This is a genomic window from Nocardia sp. NPDC005998 (assembly GCF_040614395.1).
Lineage (GTDB): Bacteria > Actinomycetota > Actinomycetes > Mycobacteriales > Mycobacteriaceae > Nocardia.
Genome location: NZ_JBEXUI010000029.1, coordinates 78,207 through 97,338 on the forward strand (window position 1 = coordinate 78,207; position 19,132 = coordinate 97,338).

At 66.1% G+C, this 19,132-nt stretch carries 19 protein-coding genes and 1 pseudogene; 7 read left to right on the forward strand and 13 right to left on the reverse strand.

Annotated features, from left to right (window positions below; genetic code table 11):
* Positions 1-22 precede the first annotated feature (22 nt).
* Both scpA and ABZ293_RS30265 read right to left on the reverse strand, forming a co-directional pair.
* Positions 23-2,323 (reverse strand): methylmalonyl-CoA mutase, encoded by a 2,301-nt coding sequence (gene scpA / locus ABZ293_RS30260; protein WP_355186164.1) that lies wholly within the window; start codon positions 2,321-2,323, stop codon positions 23-25.
* Complete coding sequence (locus tag ABZ293_RS30265) at positions 2,323-4,200, reverse strand: methylmalonyl-CoA mutase family protein (protein WP_355186166.1); 1,878 nt, start codon at positions 4,198-4,200, stop codon at positions 2,323-2,325. The genes scpA and ABZ293_RS30265 overlap by 1 nt, the downstream gene beginning before the upstream one ends.
* Positions 4,201-4,375: 175 nt before the next feature.
* Here ABZ293_RS30265 and ABZ293_RS30270 point away from each other — a divergent pair, with 175 nt between their 5' ends.
* A complete protein-coding gene (locus ABZ293_RS30270) occupies positions 4,376-5,068 on the forward strand; it encodes a TVP38/TMEM64 family protein (RefSeq protein ID WP_355186168.1) in 693 nt (230 codons plus the stop codon).
* Between the two features lie 78 nt (positions 5,069-5,146).
* On the opposite strand, the gene ABZ293_RS30275 is transcribed toward ABZ293_RS30270, so the two are convergent.
* Together ABZ293_RS30275 and ABZ293_RS30280 are read right to left on the reverse strand one after the other, a co-directional pair.
* Entirely contained in the window at positions 5,147-6,049 is a 903-nt protein-coding gene (locus ABZ293_RS30275; protein WP_355186218.1) for a trypsin-like peptidase domain-containing protein, read from the reverse strand.
* A gap of 296 nt (positions 6,050-6,345) precedes the next feature.
* Positions 6,346-6,513 (reverse strand): hypothetical protein, encoded by a 168-nt coding sequence (locus ABZ293_RS30280; protein ID WP_355186222.1) that lies wholly within the window; start codon positions 6,511-6,513, stop codon positions 6,346-6,348.
* Here ABZ293_RS30280 and ABZ293_RS30285 point away from each other — a divergent pair.
* Both ABZ293_RS30285 and ABZ293_RS30290 read left to right on the forward strand, forming a co-directional pair.
* A pseudogene (locus ABZ293_RS30285) lies at positions 6,467-6,876 on the forward strand (metal-dependent hydrolase). The gene ABZ293_RS30280 and the pseudogene ABZ293_RS30285 overlap by 47 nt on opposite strands.
* A gap of 40 nt (positions 6,877-6,916) precedes the next feature.
* On the forward strand, positions 6,917-7,147 hold the full coding sequence (locus tag ABZ293_RS30290) for an inositol monophosphatase family protein (RefSeq protein ID WP_355186170.1): 231 nt from the start codon (positions 6,917-6,919) through the stop codon (positions 7,145-7,147).
* A gap of 337 nt (positions 7,148-7,484) precedes the next feature.
* Here the strand turns inward: ABZ293_RS30290 and ABZ293_RS30295 are convergent, their stop codons facing one another.
* Both ABZ293_RS30295 and ABZ293_RS30300 read right to left on the reverse strand, forming a co-directional pair.
* A complete protein-coding gene (locus ABZ293_RS30295) occupies positions 7,485-7,853 on the reverse strand; it encodes a nuclear transport factor 2 family protein (RefSeq protein ID WP_355186172.1) in 369 nt (122 codons plus the stop codon).
* 111 nt (positions 7,854-7,964) lie between these two features.
* Entirely contained in the window at positions 7,965-8,357 is a 393-nt protein-coding gene (locus tag ABZ293_RS30300; protein ID WP_355186174.1) for a hypothetical protein, read from the reverse strand.
* Positions 8,358-8,522: 165 nt separating this feature from the next.
* Here ABZ293_RS30300 and ABZ293_RS30305 point away from each other — a divergent pair, with 165 nt between their 5' ends.
* The 3 genes from ABZ293_RS30305 to ABZ293_RS30315 are packed head-to-tail and all read left to right on the forward strand — an operon-like array spanning position 8,523 to position 10,223.
* Positions 8,523-8,840 (forward strand): hypothetical protein, encoded by a 318-nt coding sequence (locus tag ABZ293_RS30305; protein ID WP_354957274.1) that lies wholly within the window; start codon positions 8,523-8,525, stop codon positions 8,838-8,840.
* Positions 8,841-8,844: 4 nt separating this feature from the next.
* Positions 8,845-9,390 carry a DUF6879 family protein gene (locus tag ABZ293_RS30310; RefSeq protein WP_354957273.1) on the forward strand — a complete coding sequence of 182 codons (546 nt, stop codon included), beginning with the start codon at positions 8,845-8,847 and terminating at the stop codon, positions 9,388-9,390.
* The gene (locus tag ABZ293_RS30315) at positions 9,387-10,223 is read left to right on the forward strand and encodes a helix-turn-helix transcriptional regulator (protein ID WP_355186176.1); all 837 of its coding nucleotides are present in this window, start codon (positions 9,387-9,389) and stop codon (positions 10,221-10,223) included. Before ABZ293_RS30310 ends, ABZ293_RS30315 begins: the two co-directional genes overlap by 4 nt.
* A gap of 5 nt (positions 10,224-10,228) precedes the next feature.
* Here the strand turns inward: ABZ293_RS30315 and ABZ293_RS30320 are convergent, their stop codons facing one another.
* The 7 genes from ABZ293_RS30320 to ABZ293_RS30350 form a co-directional block, all read right to left on the reverse strand.
* Entirely contained in the window at positions 10,229-11,032 is an 804-nt protein-coding gene (locus tag ABZ293_RS30320; protein ID WP_355186178.1) for an LLM class flavin-dependent oxidoreductase, read from the reverse strand.
* 69 nt (positions 11,033-11,101) lie between these two features.
* The gene (locus ABZ293_RS30325; RefSeq protein ID WP_355186180.1) at positions 11,102-12,409 is read right to left on the reverse strand and encodes a DUF3533 domain-containing protein; all 1,308 of its coding nucleotides are present in this window, start codon (positions 12,407-12,409) and stop codon (positions 11,102-11,104) included.
* 124 nt (positions 12,410-12,533) lie between these two features.
* Positions 12,534-14,165 (reverse strand): tetratricopeptide repeat protein, encoded by a 1,632-nt coding sequence (locus ABZ293_RS30330; protein ID WP_355186182.1) that lies wholly within the window; start codon positions 14,163-14,165, stop codon positions 12,534-12,536.
* On the reverse strand, positions 14,162-15,982 hold the full coding sequence (locus tag ABZ293_RS30335) for a hypothetical protein (RefSeq protein ID WP_355186184.1): 1,821 nt from the start codon (positions 15,980-15,982) through the stop codon (positions 14,162-14,164). Before ABZ293_RS30335 ends, ABZ293_RS30330 begins: the two co-directional genes overlap by 4 nt.
* A complete protein-coding gene (locus ABZ293_RS30340) occupies positions 15,979-17,271 on the reverse strand; it encodes an ABC transporter substrate-binding protein (RefSeq protein ID WP_355186186.1) in 1,293 nt (430 codons plus the stop codon). The genes ABZ293_RS30335 and ABZ293_RS30340 overlap by 4 nt, the downstream gene beginning before the upstream one ends.
* Before the next feature lie 174 nt (positions 17,272-17,445).
* Positions 17,446-18,381 (reverse strand): CorA family divalent cation transporter, encoded by a 936-nt coding sequence (locus tag ABZ293_RS30345; protein ID WP_355186188.1) that lies wholly within the window; start codon positions 18,379-18,381, stop codon positions 17,446-17,448.
* A gap of 3 nt (positions 18,382-18,384) precedes the next feature.
* On the reverse strand, positions 18,385-18,573 hold the full coding sequence (locus tag ABZ293_RS30350; RefSeq protein ID WP_355186190.1) for a hypothetical protein: 189 nt from the start codon (positions 18,571-18,573) through the stop codon (positions 18,385-18,387).
* Positions 18,574-18,777: 204 nt separating this feature from the next.
* Between ABZ293_RS30350 and ABZ293_RS30355 the strand changes: the two genes are divergently transcribed.
* Entirely contained in the window at positions 18,778-19,119 is a 342-nt protein-coding gene (locus tag ABZ293_RS30355; RefSeq protein ID WP_355186192.1) for a metalloregulator ArsR/SmtB family transcription factor, read from the forward strand.
* Positions 19,120-19,132 lie beyond the last annotated feature (13 nt).

Below are 19,132 nucleotides of genomic sequence, written 5' to 3' on the forward strand. Positions count from 1 at the left end.
GAATCGCTACGCGATGCTGCAATCATTTGCCGCTGCCGCCGCCGATCTCGTGACCGAGTTCGCCCGCCAACTTCTTCAGCAGATCGATCGCGGCGTCCGCGATCACGGTGCCGGGCGGGAAGATCGCCGCCGCACCCGCCGCGTACAGCTCTTCGAAATCACCGGGCGGGACGACACCGCCGACGATGACCATGATGTCGGGACGCCCGACATCGGCCAGTGCCTGCCGCAAGGCGGGCACCAGCGTGAGGTGGCCAGCCGCCAGCGAGGACACACCGACGACGTGCACGTCGTTATCGGCCGCCTGCTGCGCCACCTCTTCCGGGGTCTGGAACAGCGGGCCCACATCGACATCGAAGCCGAGGTCGGCGAAGGCCGTCGCGATCACCTTCTGTCCTCGGTCGTGCCCGTCCTGGCCCATCTTCGCGACCAGGATGCGCGGTCGACGGCCTTCCGCATCGGCGAACTCCTCGACGAGTTCGATCGCCTTGCTGATATTGGTCACCTTCCCGGCCTCGTCGCGGTACACACCGGAGAGGGTACGGATCTCGGCCTGATGGCGGCCGTACACCTGCTCCAGCGCGTCGGAGATCTCGCCGACGGTGGCCTTGGCCCGAGCGGCATTGATGGCCAACGCCAGCAGGTTGTTCTCCATGCCACCCTCCGAGGAGGCTGCCGCACGGGTCAATTCGGCCAGCGCCCGCTCGACCTCACCCGCATCGCGCTCGGCCCGAAGCCGATTCAGCTTCTCGATCTGCTCGGCCCGCACCCGCGAATTCTCGACCTTGAGGACCTCGACCTGCTGATCCTCTTCGACCTGGTACTTGTTCACGCCGATCACCGGCTGCTGGCCGGTATCGATGCGCGCCTGGGTGCGCGCGGCGGCCTCCTCGATGCGCAGCTTCGGGATGCCCTCGCCGATCGCCTGCGCCATACCGCCGTGCGCCTCCACCTCGGCGATGTGCGCGCGGGCCCGGTTGGCCAGCTGGTGGGTGAGCCATTCGACGTAATACGAACCGCCCCAGGGATCGATCGGCCGCGTGGTGTTGGACTCCTGCTGGATCAGCAGCTGGGTATTGCGCGCGATGCGCGCGGAGAAGTCCGTGGGCAGGGCCAGCGCCTCATCGAGGGCGTTGGTGTGCAGCGACTGGGTATGGCCCTGGGTCGCGGCCATGGCCTCGATGCAGGTGCGCGCCACATTGTTGTAGGCGTCCTGCGCGGTCAGCGACCACCCGGAGGTCTGCGAATGGGTGCGCAGCGATAGCGATTTCGCACTCTTCGGTTCGAACTTCGCGACCAGTTCGCTCCAGAGCAGCCGTCCCGCACGGAGTTTGGCGACCTCCATGAAGAAGTTCATGCCGATGGCCCAGAAGAACGACAGCCGCGGCGCGAACTTGTCGACCTCCATACCAGCGTCGATACCCGCACGGATGTACTCGACGCCGTCGGCGAGGGTGTAGGCCAGCTCGAGATCGGCCGTAGCTCCGGCCTCTTGAATGTGGTAGCCGGAGATGGAGATCGAATTGAACTTCGGCATCTTCGCGCTGGTGTAGGCGAAGATATCGGAGATGATCCGCATCGAGGGCTTGGGCGGATAGATGTAGGTATTGCGGACCATGAACTCCTTCAGAATGTCGTTCTGAATGGTTCCGGCCAGCTGTTCCGGCGCGACGCCCTGCTCCTCGGCCGCGACGACATAGAGCGCGAGAATCGGCAGCACCGCGCCGTTCATGGTCATCGACACACTCACCTGGTCCAGCGGGATGTGGTCGAAGAGCTGACGCATATCGAGAATGGAATCGATGGCGACACCGGCCATGCCGACATCACCCTGTACGCGCGGGTGATCGGAGTCGTAGCCGCGGTGCGTCGCCAGATCGAAGGCGACCGAAAGACCCTTCTGGCCCGCCTGCAAGTTGCGACGGTAGAAGGCATTCGAGTCCGCGGCGGTGGAGAAGCCCGCGTACTGGCGAATGGTCCACGGCTGGTTGACGTACATGGTCGGGTACGGACCACGCACGAACGGGGCGATACCGGGCACGCTGTCGAGCGGATACCCCTCGGTGGCAATAGCATCGCGATCGGCCTTGGTGAAAACCGGTGGCACGTCGATGCCCTCGGGCGTCGACCACACCAGCTGTTCAGGCGTGTAGTTGTTCGCCTCGGCGGCGGCGCGCACGTACGCGTCGACCTGCGCGGCGTCCACCTCGGCGGGTTCGGCCGGACGCTCGGACAGCGGCACCTCGGCGAAACTGCCGATCCGATGTTCGATACCACCGGGTTCGTCGATGTGCCCTGGGTTGTCGATATGACTCAGTGTCATCAGGCTCCCACCTTCTCCAGCAGGTCGGACAGTGCGGCGACCGCATCGATGCGGGCCGCGAGATAGCCGTCCGGGCGCTGTGCACCGCTCAGCTCGGCAACGGCCTTTTCCGCACCGGCCAGCAGTACCGTCTCGATTCCGGCGGCGCGCAACTGTTCGACGGCTGCACCCGCCTGTTCGCCATAGCGCTTGTCCGAACCACACAGTACCGCGATCGTGGCACCGGATTCCGTTGCGGCCGTACCGATTCCGGCCACCTCCAACGGGCCCGGATGCACCGCTTCGATACCGCCGGAGGCCAGCAGGTTCGCGATGAACGTCACCCGCACGTTGTGCTCGGCCACCGTGCCGAGCGGCACCAGCAGCGCACGCGGGCGCGCACCCTTGGCCGCCAGGTAGGCATCCGAGCGGTTGCGCAGCGCCTCGAAGGCTGCGCCGTAGCGGGCCACCTGCCCGGTCGCCCGCGCGGCTTCCGACAGCGGTACCTCGGCCAGATTGGGGAATTCGTTCACGCCGGTGACCGCCGTCTTGCGGTGTGCCACATCGGCATCCCGGGCCGACCGGGTGGCGGCGATGCACTCGGCGAGCAGGCCGGAATCCAGTGCGGGCGCATATCCACCCGCCGCCTCGATCTCCTGCATGAACTCCCATGCCTTGGCGGCGAGCGCGGCGGTGAGATCCTCCACGTACCAGGAGCCAGCACCCGGATCCTGCACATGTCCGAGATGCGACTCCTCGAGCAACAGCAGCTGGGTATTGCGCGCCATGCGGTCCGCAAACGACTTCGAGACACCGAGTTCGCCCGGCGGCAATGCCGAATCGAAGGGCAGCACGGTCACCGTATCCGCGCCGCCGACGCCGGCGCCGAATGCGGCGAGGGTGGTGCGCAGCATATTCACCCAGGGGTCGCGCTGAGTCATCATGGCCGCGGAGGTCACCGCGTGCTGGGGTGCGTCACCGAAGGTGGGCGCACCACACACATGCGCGACACGGGCCCAGAGTTGGCGGGCGGCACGGAATTTCGCGATGGTGGCGAACTGGTCGTCGGTCGCGGCGAAGCGGAATGCCAACTGGTCGAAGGCATCCGCAATATCGTGTTCGGCGGTGAGCGCGCGGAGATAGGCCAGACCCGCGGCCACCGCGGCACCGAGTTCCTGTGCGTCCGAGGCACCGGCATTGTGAAAGACGGTGCCGTCCACGGTGATAGCGCGCACGGTTTCCGACCGCGCCACCGCGGCACCGGCCAAGCCGATCGCCTCGGCCAGCTCGACATCGGCGGTTCCGGCGAAGCGACTGGTCAGCGGGGCCGCACCGAGTGCCACCTGGATACTGGACCGGTCGGCCACCTGGTAGCCGTCGAGCACCGCGAAAACCTGTTGGGCCGCGTCGGAAGCCACGGTACCGGCATCGAGGGTCAGCGGCGCCAGTTCGAAAAGCAGCCCCGACAGCGCCGCGGGCAGTTCGGCGACCGGAACACCCCGCTCGCCGACGGCAAGCCACAGTGCGCTGATCCCGTTCTCCAGACCCGCGAGGATCTCCCGATTCGCTGTGGCGCCATCTCGCGCATTGACCAAAGCGCTCACATACCAGCCGCGATGCACGTCTCGGGTGGCGTCGCGGCCACGCACGAATGGATATTCGCCCGGCAGCGGCAGTTCGGCCCGCTCGTCCCGGCGGGTGTACAGCGGGGCGATGGTCAGCCCGTCATAGGTCTTTTCCTCGAGCAGCTTCTCGGGCTCCTCGGGAAGTTCGGCGACCCCGACCCGGCTGGCCTTCGCCAGCACCCCGGCCACACCCTTGCGCCATGCGGCATAGTCGGGAACATCCGGTCGTTCCGCGGGCTCCGCTCCGGCCACCGGCTCTGAAGCAATCGGCATAGCTGCTGTTCCTCTTCTCCTCGACGCACGCCTTGCGTGCGCCCGAAACCGTTGCATTCGCCCAGCTCAGCGAGCACATCAGTTAACGAGCATTCGTCCCGTTTCTTTTGATGCTAGCGGCAGCGCGGCAGCCGGTTGACCGTGGCCGCCACTACCAACCGGTAACCTTTCGCGGGTGACAAGGCTGATCCGTGACCCACGCGTCGTCGCTCTGCTCGTCGGCGGCGCGGCGCTGTTCATCGCGGCGATGCTGGCCCCGCTGCCGACGCCACAGCAGATGCAGGACTGGGCCACCTCGGTCGGTCCCATCTTCCCGCTGCTGTTCTTCGTGGTCCACGCGCTGGTCACGGTGGCGCCGGTACCGCGAACGGTGCTCACGGTGAGCGCGGGCGTCCTGTTCGGCCCGGCGCTCGGCATCGTCCTGGCCGCCGCCGCGACGACCGTCAGTGCCGCACTGGCCATCCTGCTCGTTCGCGCCCTCGACCGCGACCGCGTCGCCGCCCACCTGACCCACCCGGCGGTGCGCTCCATCGATGAGCGCCTCGAACGCCGCGGCTGGCTCGCCGTCGGCTCGCTGCGCCTGATCGCCTTCGCCCCGTTCTCGGTCATCAACTACAGCTGCGGGCTTTCCTCGATCCGGTTCTGGCCCTACATGATCGCCACCGTCATCGGCATCCTCCCCGGCACCATCGGCACCGTTATCCTCGGTGACGCCCTCACCGGCGGTACCCATCCGGGGATGCTGGTGGTCTCCGGAGCGCTGATCGCCATCGGCATCATCGGGCTGATAGTCGATGCGCGCTGGTCGCAAACCCATCAGCCAGCTCAGGAACCCACCACCGCGGCACCGGCGTCGAGCACCGACTGATCGAATACCCGCGCGCGACACACCACATCCGACACCTGCTCCTCACCGCGCTCCCCTCGCCTGAGCGCCAGCGATGCGCTAGTCGACGGTTAGTTCGATGGGAATCGCGAATACGTCCACCATCGCGCCGTTGCGCAGGACGGTCACTGGCATGGAGACGCCGATGGCGTCGCCGAAGAGCTGGCGTTGGATCCCCTGGGCATCGGCCACTTCGGAACGGGCCAGGCTGAGAACGAGATCGCCGCGGCGCAGGCCCGCGTGGTCGGCGGGGCCGCCGCGAACCACCTCGACGATACGGACACCGGCGGGCTGGCCGGTGCGGTCCGCCACGGACGCGGGAAGCGGGGCGGGGACGCCGACGAGGCCGAGATAGGCGCGGCGGACCCGGCCGTCCTGGAGCAACGTGCTGATGATGCGCCGGGTGGTGGCATTGATCGGAATCGCAAGACCCAGACCGACTCCGGCGACCGCGGTATTGACGCCGACCACTCGACCCGCCGAATCCGCAAGCGCACCACCGGAATTGCCGGGGTTCAGCGCGGCGTCGGTTTGGATCACATCCTCGATCACCCGTCCGGCGCGTCGGGAGGCGACCGGAACCGCGCGGCCCAGCGCGCTCACCACGCCCGCGGTCACCGAGCCCGCCAACCCCAGCGGACTCCCGACCGCGACCACCAACTGCCCGACCACGAGCTTGTCCGCGTCGCCGAGGACAACCGCGCCCGGAGCGCCGCCGCGTGCCCGCAGCACCGCGAGATCCGATAGTGGGTCGACGCCGACGATATCGATGCGTGATTCCACACCGTCGGCGAACACGACATCACCGCTGCCCGCCGAGCCGACCACATGCGCATTGGTCAATAGAAATCCGTCATCGGTGAACACCACCGCGGATCCACTCCCCCGCCGGGTCCGCACGCTCGCCACATGCGGAGTGACCGACGCCGCCACCGCGATGACGGTGCGCGAATACGCGTCCATTGCGGACTCGTCGAGATTGTGTTGTCGTGCGGCGTCGCCCTGGCCCGACAACGGGACCGACTCGTCGTCCACGCTGACCACCATCCTGCTCATCGGGCGCGCACTCGATTCGAGGGCGCCCTTTCCAGCATGCCCCGCCGCCACCGCCCGTGCACCGTGTTCGCCACAGGCGCAACCGGATTCATCCGCCGCCGAAGAACGCTGCCGACGCGTTCGAAAACAGCGCCTTCGTATCAATCCGCACGACAGTCTTGCCCAACCGTCTGAGACGGTACCGTACTTGTAGTACCGCATACCTACGGTACCGAGCCCAATGAGGTGCGCAGGACGGAGTAGACCGTGCAGGCAAAGGGCCGCACGAACCTCGGATATCCCAAGGCCAGACGACTCACCTTCCGCTTCGGCGAGCCGGAGCCCATGTCCAAGTACTTCGCGGACAGCGACATGGTCTTCAGCCATTTCATCGCCGGACTCTCGGCGCCCGCCCCGCTAGGCGTCGTTCATCAGATCGGTCCGCCGGGTTTCGGGCCAGATCACCGATCCAGTGCCGAAGAAGCGGGTGACGGGCTTTATCGGCTAGGAGGCTATGCACGGACAGCGAGCACCGCATGCTCAACGACAAGCTGGTCCAACTGGGCTATGTACTGCTGCGCGGTCCGCTGGTGCAGGGACTTGCCGCCGAGGTCCACGAATATCTCCGGCCGGGCTTGCACCCGGACGACCTCGATACCGAACCGCTGTTGCGCGAATGGCAGCGCGAACTCTTCGGCGCCGACGGCGAATTGCTGGACGGGTCAGATAGGCACAGCGAAATCATGACCGGATAAGGATCAATCAGGCACATTTTCGTGATCAGGCGGCGGCGCCATGCTCGTTGCCGCTGGACAGGTCGACGTCTTTGTTCACTTGACGGCCGGTCCCTGGGACATCGCCGCAGCCGTGCCGATCGTAGAGGAAGCAGGCGGACGGTTCAGTGACCTGCGAGGAGGACGCAGCATCTCCACTGGTGCCGCCGTATTCACCAACGGCCACGTACATGAGGAAACGCTCGACTTGCTCAGGTATTCGACAGATCGGCCTCACACGGCGCGGGGTTAGCGGCGCGGTACGTCGTATTGCGCAGTCGCCCAACAGGATTCGCTTCTCGAGAAGGTACGGTTTTGCGCACCCGAACATCTGACGCTTGATCATCTTGATGCAGTTGACGTGTGCTTCGACCGAGCCTGGCATCCCCCGCGTGCACATCGCCTTCGACCAATAGGGATTCTGTTCGCCTCGAAGGCGAGATGCGTAGGCACAGGGCGGCATCGACGAAATCCCCGGACACCCGCTCCCAATGCTCGCGCCAACGTTCGGTGCGAGCATCGGGGCGCGACGGGGCCGGAGTCGTGCCACGCGAAGCGCTCGTGCAGCGGCGGTCATGGCGTCGTGGTGTTCACGCCCCTGGCACCCGATCCAGAAAGCCGTGCACACCGAGGATACGGCCGTCTTCGGCCAAGGTGATCACATCGGTCCCGGCGACCGGCGCGCTCCCGTCGGCCACCGATACCAGCTCCCACGAGAAGCGGGCAGTATCGTGGTGCCCGTCCACCGGGCCGAGCTGACGGAACTCGAAGCCGGGGAACTGCTGATGCACTCCCCCGATGGCGGCGCTCAACTGCTCGTGCCCGGCGACATCGGCCAGCGGATCGGTGTAGAAGCCGTACTCGTGCCAGGCCGCGGCCACCGCCCGCGCGCGCACGTCATCGTCGGTGGCATTCCACGCGGTGAAGTACCGGCCGACCGCGTCCTCATAGTTCGACATAGTGAATCATCCTCTGCTGAAAGGTATTTCGTTCATCCGTCGAAGTTCCGAAGCGGATACCCCAACCTTGCCCGCCACCGATCGCGGAGTCGATTACGCGCGAGGTAAGAATCACCTGGCGAACCAGCGCGGCCACTGATGGCCGCGCTCCCACACCGTGTCTCCGCAGACCACGATTAGGTCGCAGACCTCGGTGACCGCACGCCTTGACGCCCAGATGTGCTCGCAGTTCGGCACGAGCACCGCATGCGCACCACAGCGCGTTATCGCCGCCAGCAACCGCGCGACCGGATCACCCTGCGGACCAACCGTCATCGGGACCAGGTCGTAGCCGAGCCGGGCCGCACAGTTGCGGATGCCCCGCACGTCGTGGTCCACCATGGATCCGGAAATGTCCCACCGCACGAACCCGATCGCCCAAGGTTTCGTCGCCACCCCATTGCCAAATGCCCCCGTTTCGCCTCCCAATCCCGCGATACCCTCCCATGGCTCGGACCCGCTCATCTTGCACACCCTGTCTGCCAGCACCTAGCTGAAACGGTAGGAAACCGGGCTCCCGCGACACCATAGTTTTGCGGGGATTTGCGGAATCTGTTGACCCTCATCGCGCTGACCGGCGACGATTGGTCATAGCCAGCGCAATTCTCCACGCGAGACGAGGCCACTCTGATGCGTATACAACTGCTCGGCGGACCCACCAACAACACCGGCTCACCGCGGCTGTGGATCGATGAGGATCGACATCTGTATCTAGTCCAGGGCTACCGGGTGGCCCATCACGCCAACCACGTTGAAATACCCCATATGTTGCTGGGTTGGCTACAACCCGGCACTTATATCGGCGTTCCACTGCACGACTCCGGGCACGGATCCTTCACTCTCGCCGGGCAACCGGTAACCGATCCGGATGCCTTGGCGCACATGCGGATTCCCGATCACGAAACCGCAATCGCGGTCCCGGTCGGACAGAGCCCATGGGAATGGTAATGCAATGCTCTACTTCACCATCGAGGAAACCAACGATCTCATTCGTGAGACCCGAAGCGACGCTTTCCATCTAGAGGTGTCCGATGATCACTCCCAGGTCGCCGACGAGACCGAACCGATGCGCCGGGTACTGGCCGGGCTACCGCCCTTCGAAGAGCAGGCCTATCCGCCATCGTGGCGGGCCTGGGAGGAGCTGACCAGCGAGGTCTCGGGACGCGGCGTGCCGATCCGGCGCGTTCGGGTGGTCTCGGAACCGCTCACCGACTATGTTCGATTCCTACACGCACTTACCGACCGAAACCAGCACTACGGCGAGGATATTCGCTGGCTGCCAAGGCATCTCGCGGATCCTTCGGAGTACACCGACGACGAGTGGTGGCTACTCGACGAGACGGTCGCCTTTACGATCTTTACCAAGTCCGGCGATCTGGCGGGTGCCGCGGTAACCACCGACCCCGTCTTGGTCGCACGATGCACGACAGTACGAGATACGCTGTGGAACAAAGCAATTCCACACCACGACTATATGCCCGGCGGGCGGAGTGGATGACCGGTGTCGAACAGTCCCGGCAAGCCTTCGGGGCGCGATTACGTGAACTGCGCAAAGCCGCACATCTGACCGGTGTGCAGCTGGCCGCCGATGCGGGCTGGCATTCGGCGAAGGTGTCGCGCATCGAGCACGGCAAGCAGACGCCGAGCGATAACGACCTGGCCGAATGGTGCCGATTGTGCGGTGCCGAACTGCTGCTGCCCGATCTGCGTGCGGCACTGGCGAATATCGAGGCGCTCTGGCAGGAGTGGCGGCGCATCGCCGCGACCGGACATGCCCAGCAGCAGCGCCGTCGCATCGAATTGGAAGCGCGCGCCAGCACGATCCGCAACTATGAGAACGCGGTCGTCCCCGGGCTGTTGCAGACCGAACCATATGCCAGGGCGGTCCTGCAGCGCTGCATCGACTTCGTCGGCGGCATCGACGATATCGACCGTGCGGTGGCGGCACGCGTTGCGCGCCAGCGGATTCTGCACCGCGGCACCCATCGCATCTGCATCCTGCTGGCCGAACAGGCGCTCTACACCACCGTCGGCGACGACGATGTGATGACCGGTCAGCTCGAGCGGCTGATCGATGTGATGCCGCTGCCGCGGCTCGGACTCGGCATCATTCCCCGGACGGCGGATTTCCTCTACACCACAACGTGTTTCGTGCTGCTCGACAAACGCGTCGCCGAGGTGGAGACGATTTCGGCGGGTCTGACCATCACCCAGCCGCGGGAACTCGCGTATTACGAGAAGACCTGGGCGGCGCTGCACCGGCAGGCGCGTTATGGCGAAGCCGCCCGGGCCATGATCACCGACGCGCTGAAGCAGCGGCTGCCCGAGTAGTGCAGCTACAGTGCCGCACGGAGTTTCGCGGCATTCTCATAATCGCGCTGCCATTGCGGGCTGGTCGGGGCGAGGATGACACGTTCGACTCCCACATCCCGGTGCGCCGCGAGCAGTTCGACGGCGGCGGCGTGATCTTCGGGCAACACTGGCGCGACGACGGTGACCGCGGGCACCGGACGATCGAATTGTGCTGCAAGCGCATGCAATTCGTCGATCTCGGTCGCCAGCTGTGCGAGGCCGGGCTGTAGAGTGATCCAACCCCCGGCGTACTCGGCTGCCCGACGCCGTGCCCGAGTGCCGTTGCCCGCCACCAGGATCGGCGGCATTGCCGATCCGGGCGACAAGGTCACATCCACACCGTTGACCGCGGCACTCGACCCCGTGACGAGATCGGGCAGCACGCGCAGCGCCTCATCGGTGCGGCGGCCACGATCCTCGAAGGCCATACCGGCCGCGCGCCAACCGATATCGCCGTGCGCCGGATTCCCGGTGCCGATGCCGAGCAGCAACCGGTTCCCCGATACGTACTGCAGCGTGCTGATCTGCTTGGCCGCCCAGGCCACCGGGCGCAGCGCGAGCAGCATGACGTTGTAGCCGATCCGGATCCGGTCGGTGACGGCCGCCGCCGTCGCGAGCGTCACGGTGCTGTCCAACATCGGCGCACTCGCCACGAGATGGTCTGTGGACCAGACCGATTCGAGTCCGAGCTGTTCGGCGAGCCGGGCGCTGGCCCGCACATCGCCGAGGATCGGCTGCGCGGGATCGGGTGTCGAGGTCGGGAGGATAACGCCGATTTCCAAGGTCATGAGCACAACGTTAGGCACCGGAGGTGAGCGTTCCAATGGCCCGAGCGCTCACTCCGATGCCCCGAACGCTCACTCCGACGCAGCTGCCTGCTCGGCGGGCTTGCGTTGCAAACCCTTTCGGTCGTAGTACAGAGTCACCACGGCGCCGAGCACCAGGCCGATACCCACACCGAGCACCGCCATCCAGCTGCCGCGCGCGAGCCCGGCGTCACCATTCGCATTGAAGTACAGGATGGCGCGCACACCGAGATAGACCTGGTGCATCGGTTCGAAGGTGGCCAGCCACGCGAAATAGCTCGGCGTCGCTTCGATCGGCACGCTGCCGCCCGAGGAGGGCAAACCGAGCACGATGAACAGGATGAGATTGACCAGCAGACCCGCGGTGCCGAGTGCGGCGAGCACCGATAGCGCGGTCAGCCCGACCGCGATGATCGCGAGCACGCAATAGAGGAACAGCGCGAGCGGATGATCCAGCGGCACATCCAACGCCGCTGCGACGCCGAGAAATATTCCGGAGACGATGGGCGCGGTGACGATCAGGATCGCCCACTTCAGCAGCAGGGTCCGAAACCGGGAGATCGGTGCGGGCGGATAGTGCACGTACCACGGGCCGTATTCGGTCGGTGCGAATCCGAGCGCGGAATCGGTCATCGAATGGATGATCATCGCGCCGGTGAATCCGGCGAGCAGCACCATGATCGTATAGAAGAACGCGGACAGGCCCTGTCCGGTGCCGTCGGGCAGCGGCCGATACGGTGCGACCACCACCTGGATCGGGTGGGCCAGCATCAATTGGCTGGCTCCGGCCAGTTCGGGCGCCGCACCGCCGCCGGCTGGGCGCAGTTGGGCCTGCACGGTATCGGTGAGTTGTCTGCCGACGGTCTCATCCACGCGACTCAGCGCTTGTTCGGCGATGCGCTGCATCACCCCGGTGGCGAAACTGCCCGCGCGCGGATTCGTGTGCACCGTGATGATCGGCTGTTCGACCTTGCCGGGTACCACCCCCGCCGCGCCGAGAATGGCCAGCCGCTTGGTGAAGTCACTGGGGATGACGATCGCGCCATAGGCCCGGCCCTGGCGCAGTTGCCGCTGTGCCTCGGCGAATCCGACGACCTGCAGGTCGATCTTGTCGGCGGGTATGCCAGCGACGAGCGCCTCGGTGATCTGATTTCCGACGTTGGTCGGCTTGCCGCCGAGGGTATCGCCGTCGTCCTGGTTGACCAGTGCGACGCGGAAATCGTGCAGATTCTTGGTCGGATTGACCACGTATGCGAGGTACATGGTGGCCAGTAGCGACATGAGCAGGGTGACCACGGCGATCGGGGCGATCCAGGCCCGCGGCCGCAGATGGCGGGCGGCTGTGTCGGCAGTCGTCATGGGCGCACCGTAATCCGTCGGGCGGTGTTTCGGTACCGATCCGGCGTGGGTCTGCTGCTGGTCACATCACGGGTCCGGCACCCATCACCGAGACAGCCGTCACAGCTGTGCGCATCGCGCCGGTTCAGGATGGATCAGGGGCGGGCAGGGGCCAGCGATCCACCGTGTGCAGGGTCGAACCGGCTTGCTGGGCATAGTGTTCGGCGTGCAGTGCGCCCGGGTGAAGTCTGCGCGACGCGGCCAGCCAGCCACCGGCCTGGCGCAGGACCTCTGCTCGGGTCAGGGGCGGGTCGGTGCCGAGCAGGAGGGCGCCGTGTTCCGGGGCGACGATCGCGGCGGAACCGAGATGCTGCAGGCAGCGGCCGGTGCCGAGATCGTCGTCGAGGTCACGATAGGCGGTGAGGGCGCGCTGCCAGTGCCGCAGCGCGCGCCGGGGTTCACCGCGTGTCCACCAGACGATTCCGAGCGTTTCGCGGGTATGCGCGCGCCCCGCGGGATCGCGGCCGCCGCGGGTGAGGGATTCGGCCAGTTCCAGGTGGCCCTGGGCGGCATCCAAGCGGCCCTGATGCAGATGGACGACCGCCAGATTGATCAGGGCGCAGACCTCCGCTGGCACATCCGTGCGGGGCAGCAGCCACCAGGCGACCTCCAGCTGATTCTCCGCCTCGCTCAGCACGATCGGGCTCGGTGGCGCGGTGTCGAGCGAATGCAGTGCGCTGTAATGCGCCCAGCGCGCGGACAGACTCGTCGACAGGCCACGCGGCCGATACTTCGGCGGCCGCACGCGCAGGCGCCCGGCGCGCAGCAGGGCCAGATCGCGAGACAGCGGGAACTCGTCCGATTCGGTCAGGCGGCACAGGGCCTCGGCCACACCGGACGCATTCTCCGGCAGGCCCTTTCGGGCATACCACACGTCCAGGGCGTCGGCGATCCGCGCGAGCTCGTGCACCGCGGCCCTCGGCACCGGCACCGTCGGCGCTGGAAACAACGTGCGCAGATACGGTTCCTGCGCTTCGAACCAGCGGCGGGCACCCCTGGCGAAACGGACCGTTTCCAGGGCGATCGCCCACCGGCTCGCGCGGTCGGCATAGTGGTGCAGCAGCGCGGGCAAGGCGGCCTGCCAGCGTGGCCCGGCGACGACCTCCGCCGTCGCGGGCAGTCGGGGCTTCTTGCGCAGGCAGTACCGATCGGCCCCGAGATATGTCACGATCCCGCGCACCTCGAGATCCTCGAGCAGCAATGCCGCGGTGCGTCGCTCCGCGGCCGAATCCGACGGCAACCGAGTCGGCGCGTCGAGAATCGCCGACAGCACGGCCAGTAGTGCGGCCGTCTCGAATTCGTGGACCGGCAGGTCCCGCAGTGCCGCCAGGATCGGATCGTGGTCCAGTTCGGTGAGCTCTTCCGGTTCATCGGGGCAGCTGGTAGCACCGACGAACCGGACCGGCTCACCCGGTTCGATCAGTTCCGCGATCAGGGCGAGTTCCCGTTCGGTGCGCACTCTTTCGCGAAATTTCTCGATGCGCCGATAGGCGACGTAGGCACCTACTGCCAGCACTCCGACAACAGTCAGTCCACGCAGCAGTCCACTGACCACCTTGACGGCATCGTTGTCACCGAGCGAATTCACCACGATATTCCGGGCCAGCTCCAGCACCACGGCCCAGGCCACCACCTCGGCGGTGCCGAGCACGCCCTCCCAGATAGTCGACCGTGGTGTGGTCTGCTGTGGCGATTCGTGCCCGCGTGGCTGGGTCATCGCAGCGTTCCGCCCGTCAGTCCGGGCACCAGCCAGCGCCGCCATGTCGAGAGCAACAGCAGCACCGGCAGCACGGCCGACAGCAGGGAGCCCGCCGCGAGCTGTGCGGCATTCTCGTTGAATTGCCGTGCCTCGCCCCAGAGCAGCAGCGACCACGGGCTCGCACCCGCGCCGTTCATCATCAGCCCGATGAAGAAGTCGTTCCACACCTGGATGAATTCCAGCACCGCAACCGCGACCACGGCCGGACCCGCGGCGTCCAGCAATCGCCGAATGATGGTGCCCGGACTGGCCAGCCCGTGCAGCACATCATCGGCCGGACCGTCCAGCGGAGCCAGCATGGCACCGCGCAGAATCAAGATCGCGACCGGCAATCCGGCGGCGGCGTGCACGAAGATCAACGGAATTCTGGTGCCGGACAGGCCGAATGCGTCGATGAACGCGTCGAGCGAACCGAGATAGCCCTGCGCGGGCAGCACCGACAGCACGACCAGCGCCACCACCGCGATCCGTGCCATCGCTCGATCCGGGCCGACCGCGGCCAGTCGATGTGCCACGGGCAGCGCCGCGGCCACCACGACTACGGTGGCCAGCCCGGCCACCAGGAATGTCGTCTGCCAGGCATGACGGAATGTCTGGTCGTGCCACATGCCCGTGAGCGCGGCGAGGTCGAATCCGGAAGGGCCGTCGAAACATACGACGATCAGCACCAGGATCGGAATCGATGCGAACACCGACACCAGCGCGATACCCGTCGCGCGGACGAGGCCGATCCGGGGCCTGCCCACCGCCCCGGACACCACCGTGGCGGACGTCCATCCGGTGCGATATCTGCGCACGCCGGTCTGCAGCAGCCAGGCCACAAACCCCACCAGCACCGCCAGCGGCAGGGCGTAGGCAGCCGCCACACCCGCGCCGAGATCGGAGTCCGTGACCAGCCGCCACCACTGCACGGTCGCGCTATCGAGCTGATACTGCATCGACCCCGGCACCCCGATCAGCACCACATCGAACACGCGGGCCGCCGCCACCCCCACCACCAGACCGAGGATCAGCAATACCGGACGCACCAACTCCAGTAGGCGCAGCAACGGGAATCGCCGCCCCTGTCCGTGCAGATGGCCCGAGCGCACCGGGTCGGCCTCGATGGCTCGGATATCGGCGCGGAGCAGTCCGGTGAGGAAGCCGAGCCAGGTCCACAGGAAGGCCGAGCCGAGCATTACCGCGTACCACATCCGGTACCCGCCGACGCTCTGCATGCCGAACCGGTCGGCGAGATATTCGAAGATCAGCCGGAACGCGACACCCGAGACGAATGCCGAGATGCCGAAGGGGACGATCAGCGGCACCCACAGCGCGCGCGAGTTCCGCGACCACCACGCGATCACCAGCGCGGCGAACAGGAGCATCAAGCCGTAGACAACCCACAGCAGGGTGCGCGCATATGCCCAGGCTCCGTCCGTGGTCAGCGCGGCGCCGAGCGACCACAGCCCGAGCGCGGCGGTCAGCGCGAAAGCCGACCGCAGCGCCAGTCGGAGGCCACCGCGGCGGCGATGCCGGGATACCAGTGTGAACGCCACGGCGGCGACGGCAATGACGGTGCAGGAGAACACGATTCGCGGGCGGGCCGGCACCGCGATCGCGACGGTCCACAGCGCGGGAGCCACCAGCAGCACCACGATCAGCCCGACCGCGAGCAGACCCGCCCAGCCGAACCAGCGGCGTGGGCGGCCACCGGGGACGAGCGGCCCGCGCATCCGCCGGGTGGCCAGTTCCAGGCGCAGACCATTGGCCCGGAAGTCGGAGACACCCGTCATCGATGGCTCCGCTCGGCGGCGTCGAGCGCAGTGATCGCGGCATCGATCGCGGCATCTGGATGCTCGTTCGCACCGTCGCCGATCGCGGTGAGGAAGCTGGTCAGGATGCGCCACAGGCCATTTCGGCCGCCAACGGCCCCGAGCTGGTCGGACAGGTCGAACGCGCTCCACGAGGTCTGCGATCGCGCGATCGGTTCGAGCAATGCCGAATATCGCACGGAGGTCCGCAGATTCGGCGCGATGAAGCCGCCGACACCCTCGATCCACGGCAGCGGCGCCTCGGGTGCGGCCAGCGCCGCCACCACCTCGTCGGCCCGCTGGTCGGCGTGTTTGGTCACGACCAGGACATCGCCACCGACGATCCTCGGGCGCTCGCCGCCCAGACCGACCGACGGGAACTGTGCGATGCCGACAACGTCTTCGGAACGCCGTCCGGTGGCCCGAAGGCTGTCGCGCACAATGGGTTCGGCGAAATCCGGGGCGATCACCATGGTGGCGCGACCGCGTTCGAACACATCCCGGATGGCATCCGGGAATTGTCTGGTCAGGGCCACCGCGACACCGCCTGCGAAGGTGTGGCGCTGCCCCCACAGCCGGGCAAGGTATCCGAAGGCGGCGCGCACGGCGGGACGATCCCAGGTTCGATCCTTGCCCGCTCCCGCCAATTCGTCGTAGGTGCGCGGCGATTCGGCGCGCAGCACATTCTCGAAGACGTCGGTCAATACCCAACCGTCGCCAGCGGCGAGGGCGAGCAGCCGGATCGGCGTGTTCGCGAGCACCTCCATCCGGTCGATCCAGTCCGGGATCGTCCAATTGGCCGGATCGCCGAGACGATAGCGGTCGATCGCCTGCCGGTCGTACCAGACCAGCGATTTATCAGCGGCCTTGAACGGCACACCGTACGGTTTTCCTCCGTGGTACAACAGCTGCCGCCACGGTTCTGAGTAGCGTGCCCCGTTCTCATCGGTCCAGAACCCCTCGGCGACCGGGCGCAGTTTATCGTCTTCGACGAGGGTGCGGACCTGTCCCGCCTGCGGCAGCATGACGATATCCGGCGCCGACTTCCCGCCCGCCGTGAATGCGGTGCCGATTTCGTCGCCCAGCGGGATCACCTCCACCGACCCGGCGAACGGCAAACGCGCCAAAATCGTTCGGAACGCAGACAATTCCGTCCCGCTCCAGGACACTCCGATCCGGACCAGGCTCGAATCACCCCACAGCAACTGGGGAGCACAGGCGGCCAACGGCAGCACCAAACCCGCTTGCAGCAGTGCTCGTCTAGTCCCCATGCTCTCCCGACAGTGTCTTGTGACAGTCGCCGAGGATTATTCCATCAACTCCGCTTGGCCGGAGCGATTCCGCGCGCACAGCTCGATGGACACCCCAGCGATCCGTGTATCACCGACCCGAAACCGGCTCGGATGCAAGGGAATCCGAGCCAGTTCCGCTCCGCCGTCACCGCCTCAACGCAACCAGCCCTTGCGTTTGATATAGACCAGCGGAATCACCGCCGCCACCAGGGTCATCAGTGTGGTCGCGAGAAAGCCGTGCTCCCACTCCAATTCCGGCATCCAGGTGAAGTTCATGCCGTAGAAGGTCGCGATCAGCGTCGGCGGTAGGAAGACGGCGGTAATGATGGTGAAGACCTTCACGATCTGGTTCTGTTTCACGTCGAGCCAGGTCATCACCGACTGTTGCAGATAGCGAACCTTATCGTGTTCGAAACCCGCGTGCTGCTTCACGCCATCGATATCGGCGATCAGGATGGCGATCAGGCCCTCCAGATCGCCCGTGGGTGTATCGGCCATCAGATGTCTGGCCGCGCGGGCCAATTGCAGTTGGGTCTCCTGCACCCGCGAGACGATCTCCTCTGCCGCATTCATCCGCGACATGGTGCCGCGCATATCCGCGACGCCGATTTCGCGGCCACGGTGGTCATAGCCGTTGGTGGCCATCTCGATATCTTCGTTCATCGCCTCCAGCGCGTCGCTGGCGTAGTGGATGACCCGTTCCGATGCCTCGTTCATCGCCCAGAGCAGCGCGTACATGACGCCGTGCGGCGATCCGGTGAGGTTCGGATTGCGGCGCATTTTCGCGACGGCCTTGTCGAACGGGGTGAAATGCTCGTCCGGTTGCAGGGTGATCAGGAAATCGCTGCCCAGTGCGAAGACGATGGTGTCACGTTCGATGGTGTCGCCGCGTTTATAGCTGAGGACGACGGGCAGATAGATGAACTTGTCGGTCTCGAAGACCCGATTCCGCGCGGTGGCGAAATCCACGCCCAAACGGTTGTGGAGCACCGCGGCAGTGTCGGAATCGGTCACCGAGAGCGGAATCCAATGCTGCTGAAGGATTTCGGTATCGAAGCGGTCGCTCGGAGCGGCGGTAGTCGTCGTCATCGGCTACTGCCCGAACGACGTATGCGCTGGCGACACCGACGACGATCCGACCGGCTGCTGCGGATGCGCATAGTGCATCGTCAGCAGTCCGGCACTGATGAACAGATATAGACCGATGGTGAACCAGATCGCCTGTCGCTCGAGATTCGGTGTGCGGTACGGAGATTCGACCTTGTTGAACAGCGTCGCCATGGCGGGCTCCAATACGTCCGTTCGTGCAGTGGCCGCGCTCGCCACGATGCACCGGCGAACGCCATTGGCGGGGCACCCCGCTTCGTTGGTTGATCCCGGCGCACGAATTGCGCCATCAATCATTAGAAACCCGCCGCGGCGGTCCGTCAATCAGTTGCGCAAGTATGCGCAATCGTGCAACTCTTGCAACAGGTGGAGGCAGACGTGACTCAGCGTGGCGAGCCGCCGGGACCTATCCCGGCCGACCGATTACAAAACGCGGCAGCGGTTTTCGGCATGCTTGCCGCCACCGCCCGCCTCCAGATCCTGTGGCTGCTCAGCCAGAGTGAACGCGATGTCGGCACCCTCGCCGCCGAAATCGGCCAAACCGTGCCCGCGGTCAGCCAGCATCTGAGCAAACTCAAACTCGCTGGTCTGGTTCACGTCCGAAAGCTCGGTCGACGCAGCATCTACACCATTACCGATCCCGATATCGCCGATATCGTGCGACTCGCATTCCGCCACCACCAACTGCGCAGCGGGCCGCCGCGTCCGGATGCGCGCTGACGTGCTGGCATCA

Coding starts and splice junctions, on each gene's coding strand:
- ABZ293_RS30340 (WP_355186186.1), bottom strand. CDS start 17,271: ATGGGGACTAGACGAGCACTGCTGCAAGCGGGTTTGGTGCTGCCGTTG.
- ABZ293_RS30325 (WP_355186180.1), bottom strand. CDS start 12,409: ATGACGACTGCCGACACAGCCGCCCGCCATCTGCGGCCGCGGGCCTGG.
- ABZ293_RS30310 (WP_354957273.1), top strand. CDS start 8,845: ATGCTCTACTTCACCATCGAGGAAACCAACGATCTCATTCGTGAGACC.
- ABZ293_RS30290 (WP_355186170.1), top strand. CDS start 6,917: ATGCTCGTTGCCGCTGGACAGGTCGACGTCTTTGTTCACTTGACGGCC.
- scpA (WP_355186164.1), bottom strand. CDS start 2,323: ATGACACTGAGTCATATCGACAACCCAGGGCACATCGACGAACCCGGT.
- ABZ293_RS30350 (WP_355186190.1), bottom strand. CDS start 18,573: ATGGCGACGCTGTTCAACAAGGTCGAATCTCCGTACCGCACACCGAAT.
- ABZ293_RS30265 (WP_355186166.1), bottom strand. CDS start 4,200: ATGCCGATTGCTTCAGAGCCGGTGGCCGGAGCGGAGCCCGCGGAACGA.
- ABZ293_RS30295 (WP_355186172.1), bottom strand. CDS start 7,853: ATGTCGAACTATGAGGACGCGGTCGGCCGGTACTTCACCGCGTGGAAT.
- ABZ293_RS30315 (WP_355186176.1), top strand. CDS start 9,387: ATGACCGGTGTCGAACAGTCCCGGCAAGCCTTCGGGGCGCGATTACGT.
- ABZ293_RS30345 (WP_355186188.1), bottom strand. CDS start 18,381: ATGACGACGACTACCGCCGCTCCGAGCGACCGCTTCGATACCGAAATC.
- ABZ293_RS30335 (WP_355186184.1), bottom strand. CDS start 15,982: ATGACGGGTGTCTCCGACTTCCGGGCCAATGGTCTGCGCCTGGAACTG.
- ABZ293_RS30320 (WP_355186178.1), bottom strand. CDS start 11,032: ATGACCTTGGAAATCGGCGTTATCCTCCCGACCTCGACACCCGATCCC.
- ABZ293_RS30300 (WP_355186174.1), bottom strand. CDS start 8,357: ATGAGCGGGTCCGAGCCATGGGAGGGTATCGCGGGATTGGGAGGCGAA.
- ABZ293_RS30275 (WP_355186218.1), bottom strand. CDS start 6,049: ATGGACGCGTATTCGCGCACCGTCATCGCGGTGGCGGCGTCGGTCACT.
- ABZ293_RS30280 (WP_355186222.1), bottom strand. CDS start 6,513: ATGAAATGGCTGAAGACCATGTCGCTGTCCGCGAAGTACTTGGACATG.
- ABZ293_RS30330 (WP_355186182.1), bottom strand. CDS start 14,165: ATGACCCAGCCACGCGGGCACGAATCGCCACAGCAGACCACACCACGG.
- ABZ293_RS30305 (WP_354957274.1), top strand. CDS start 8,523: ATGCGTATACAACTGCTCGGCGGACCCACCAACAACACCGGCTCACCG.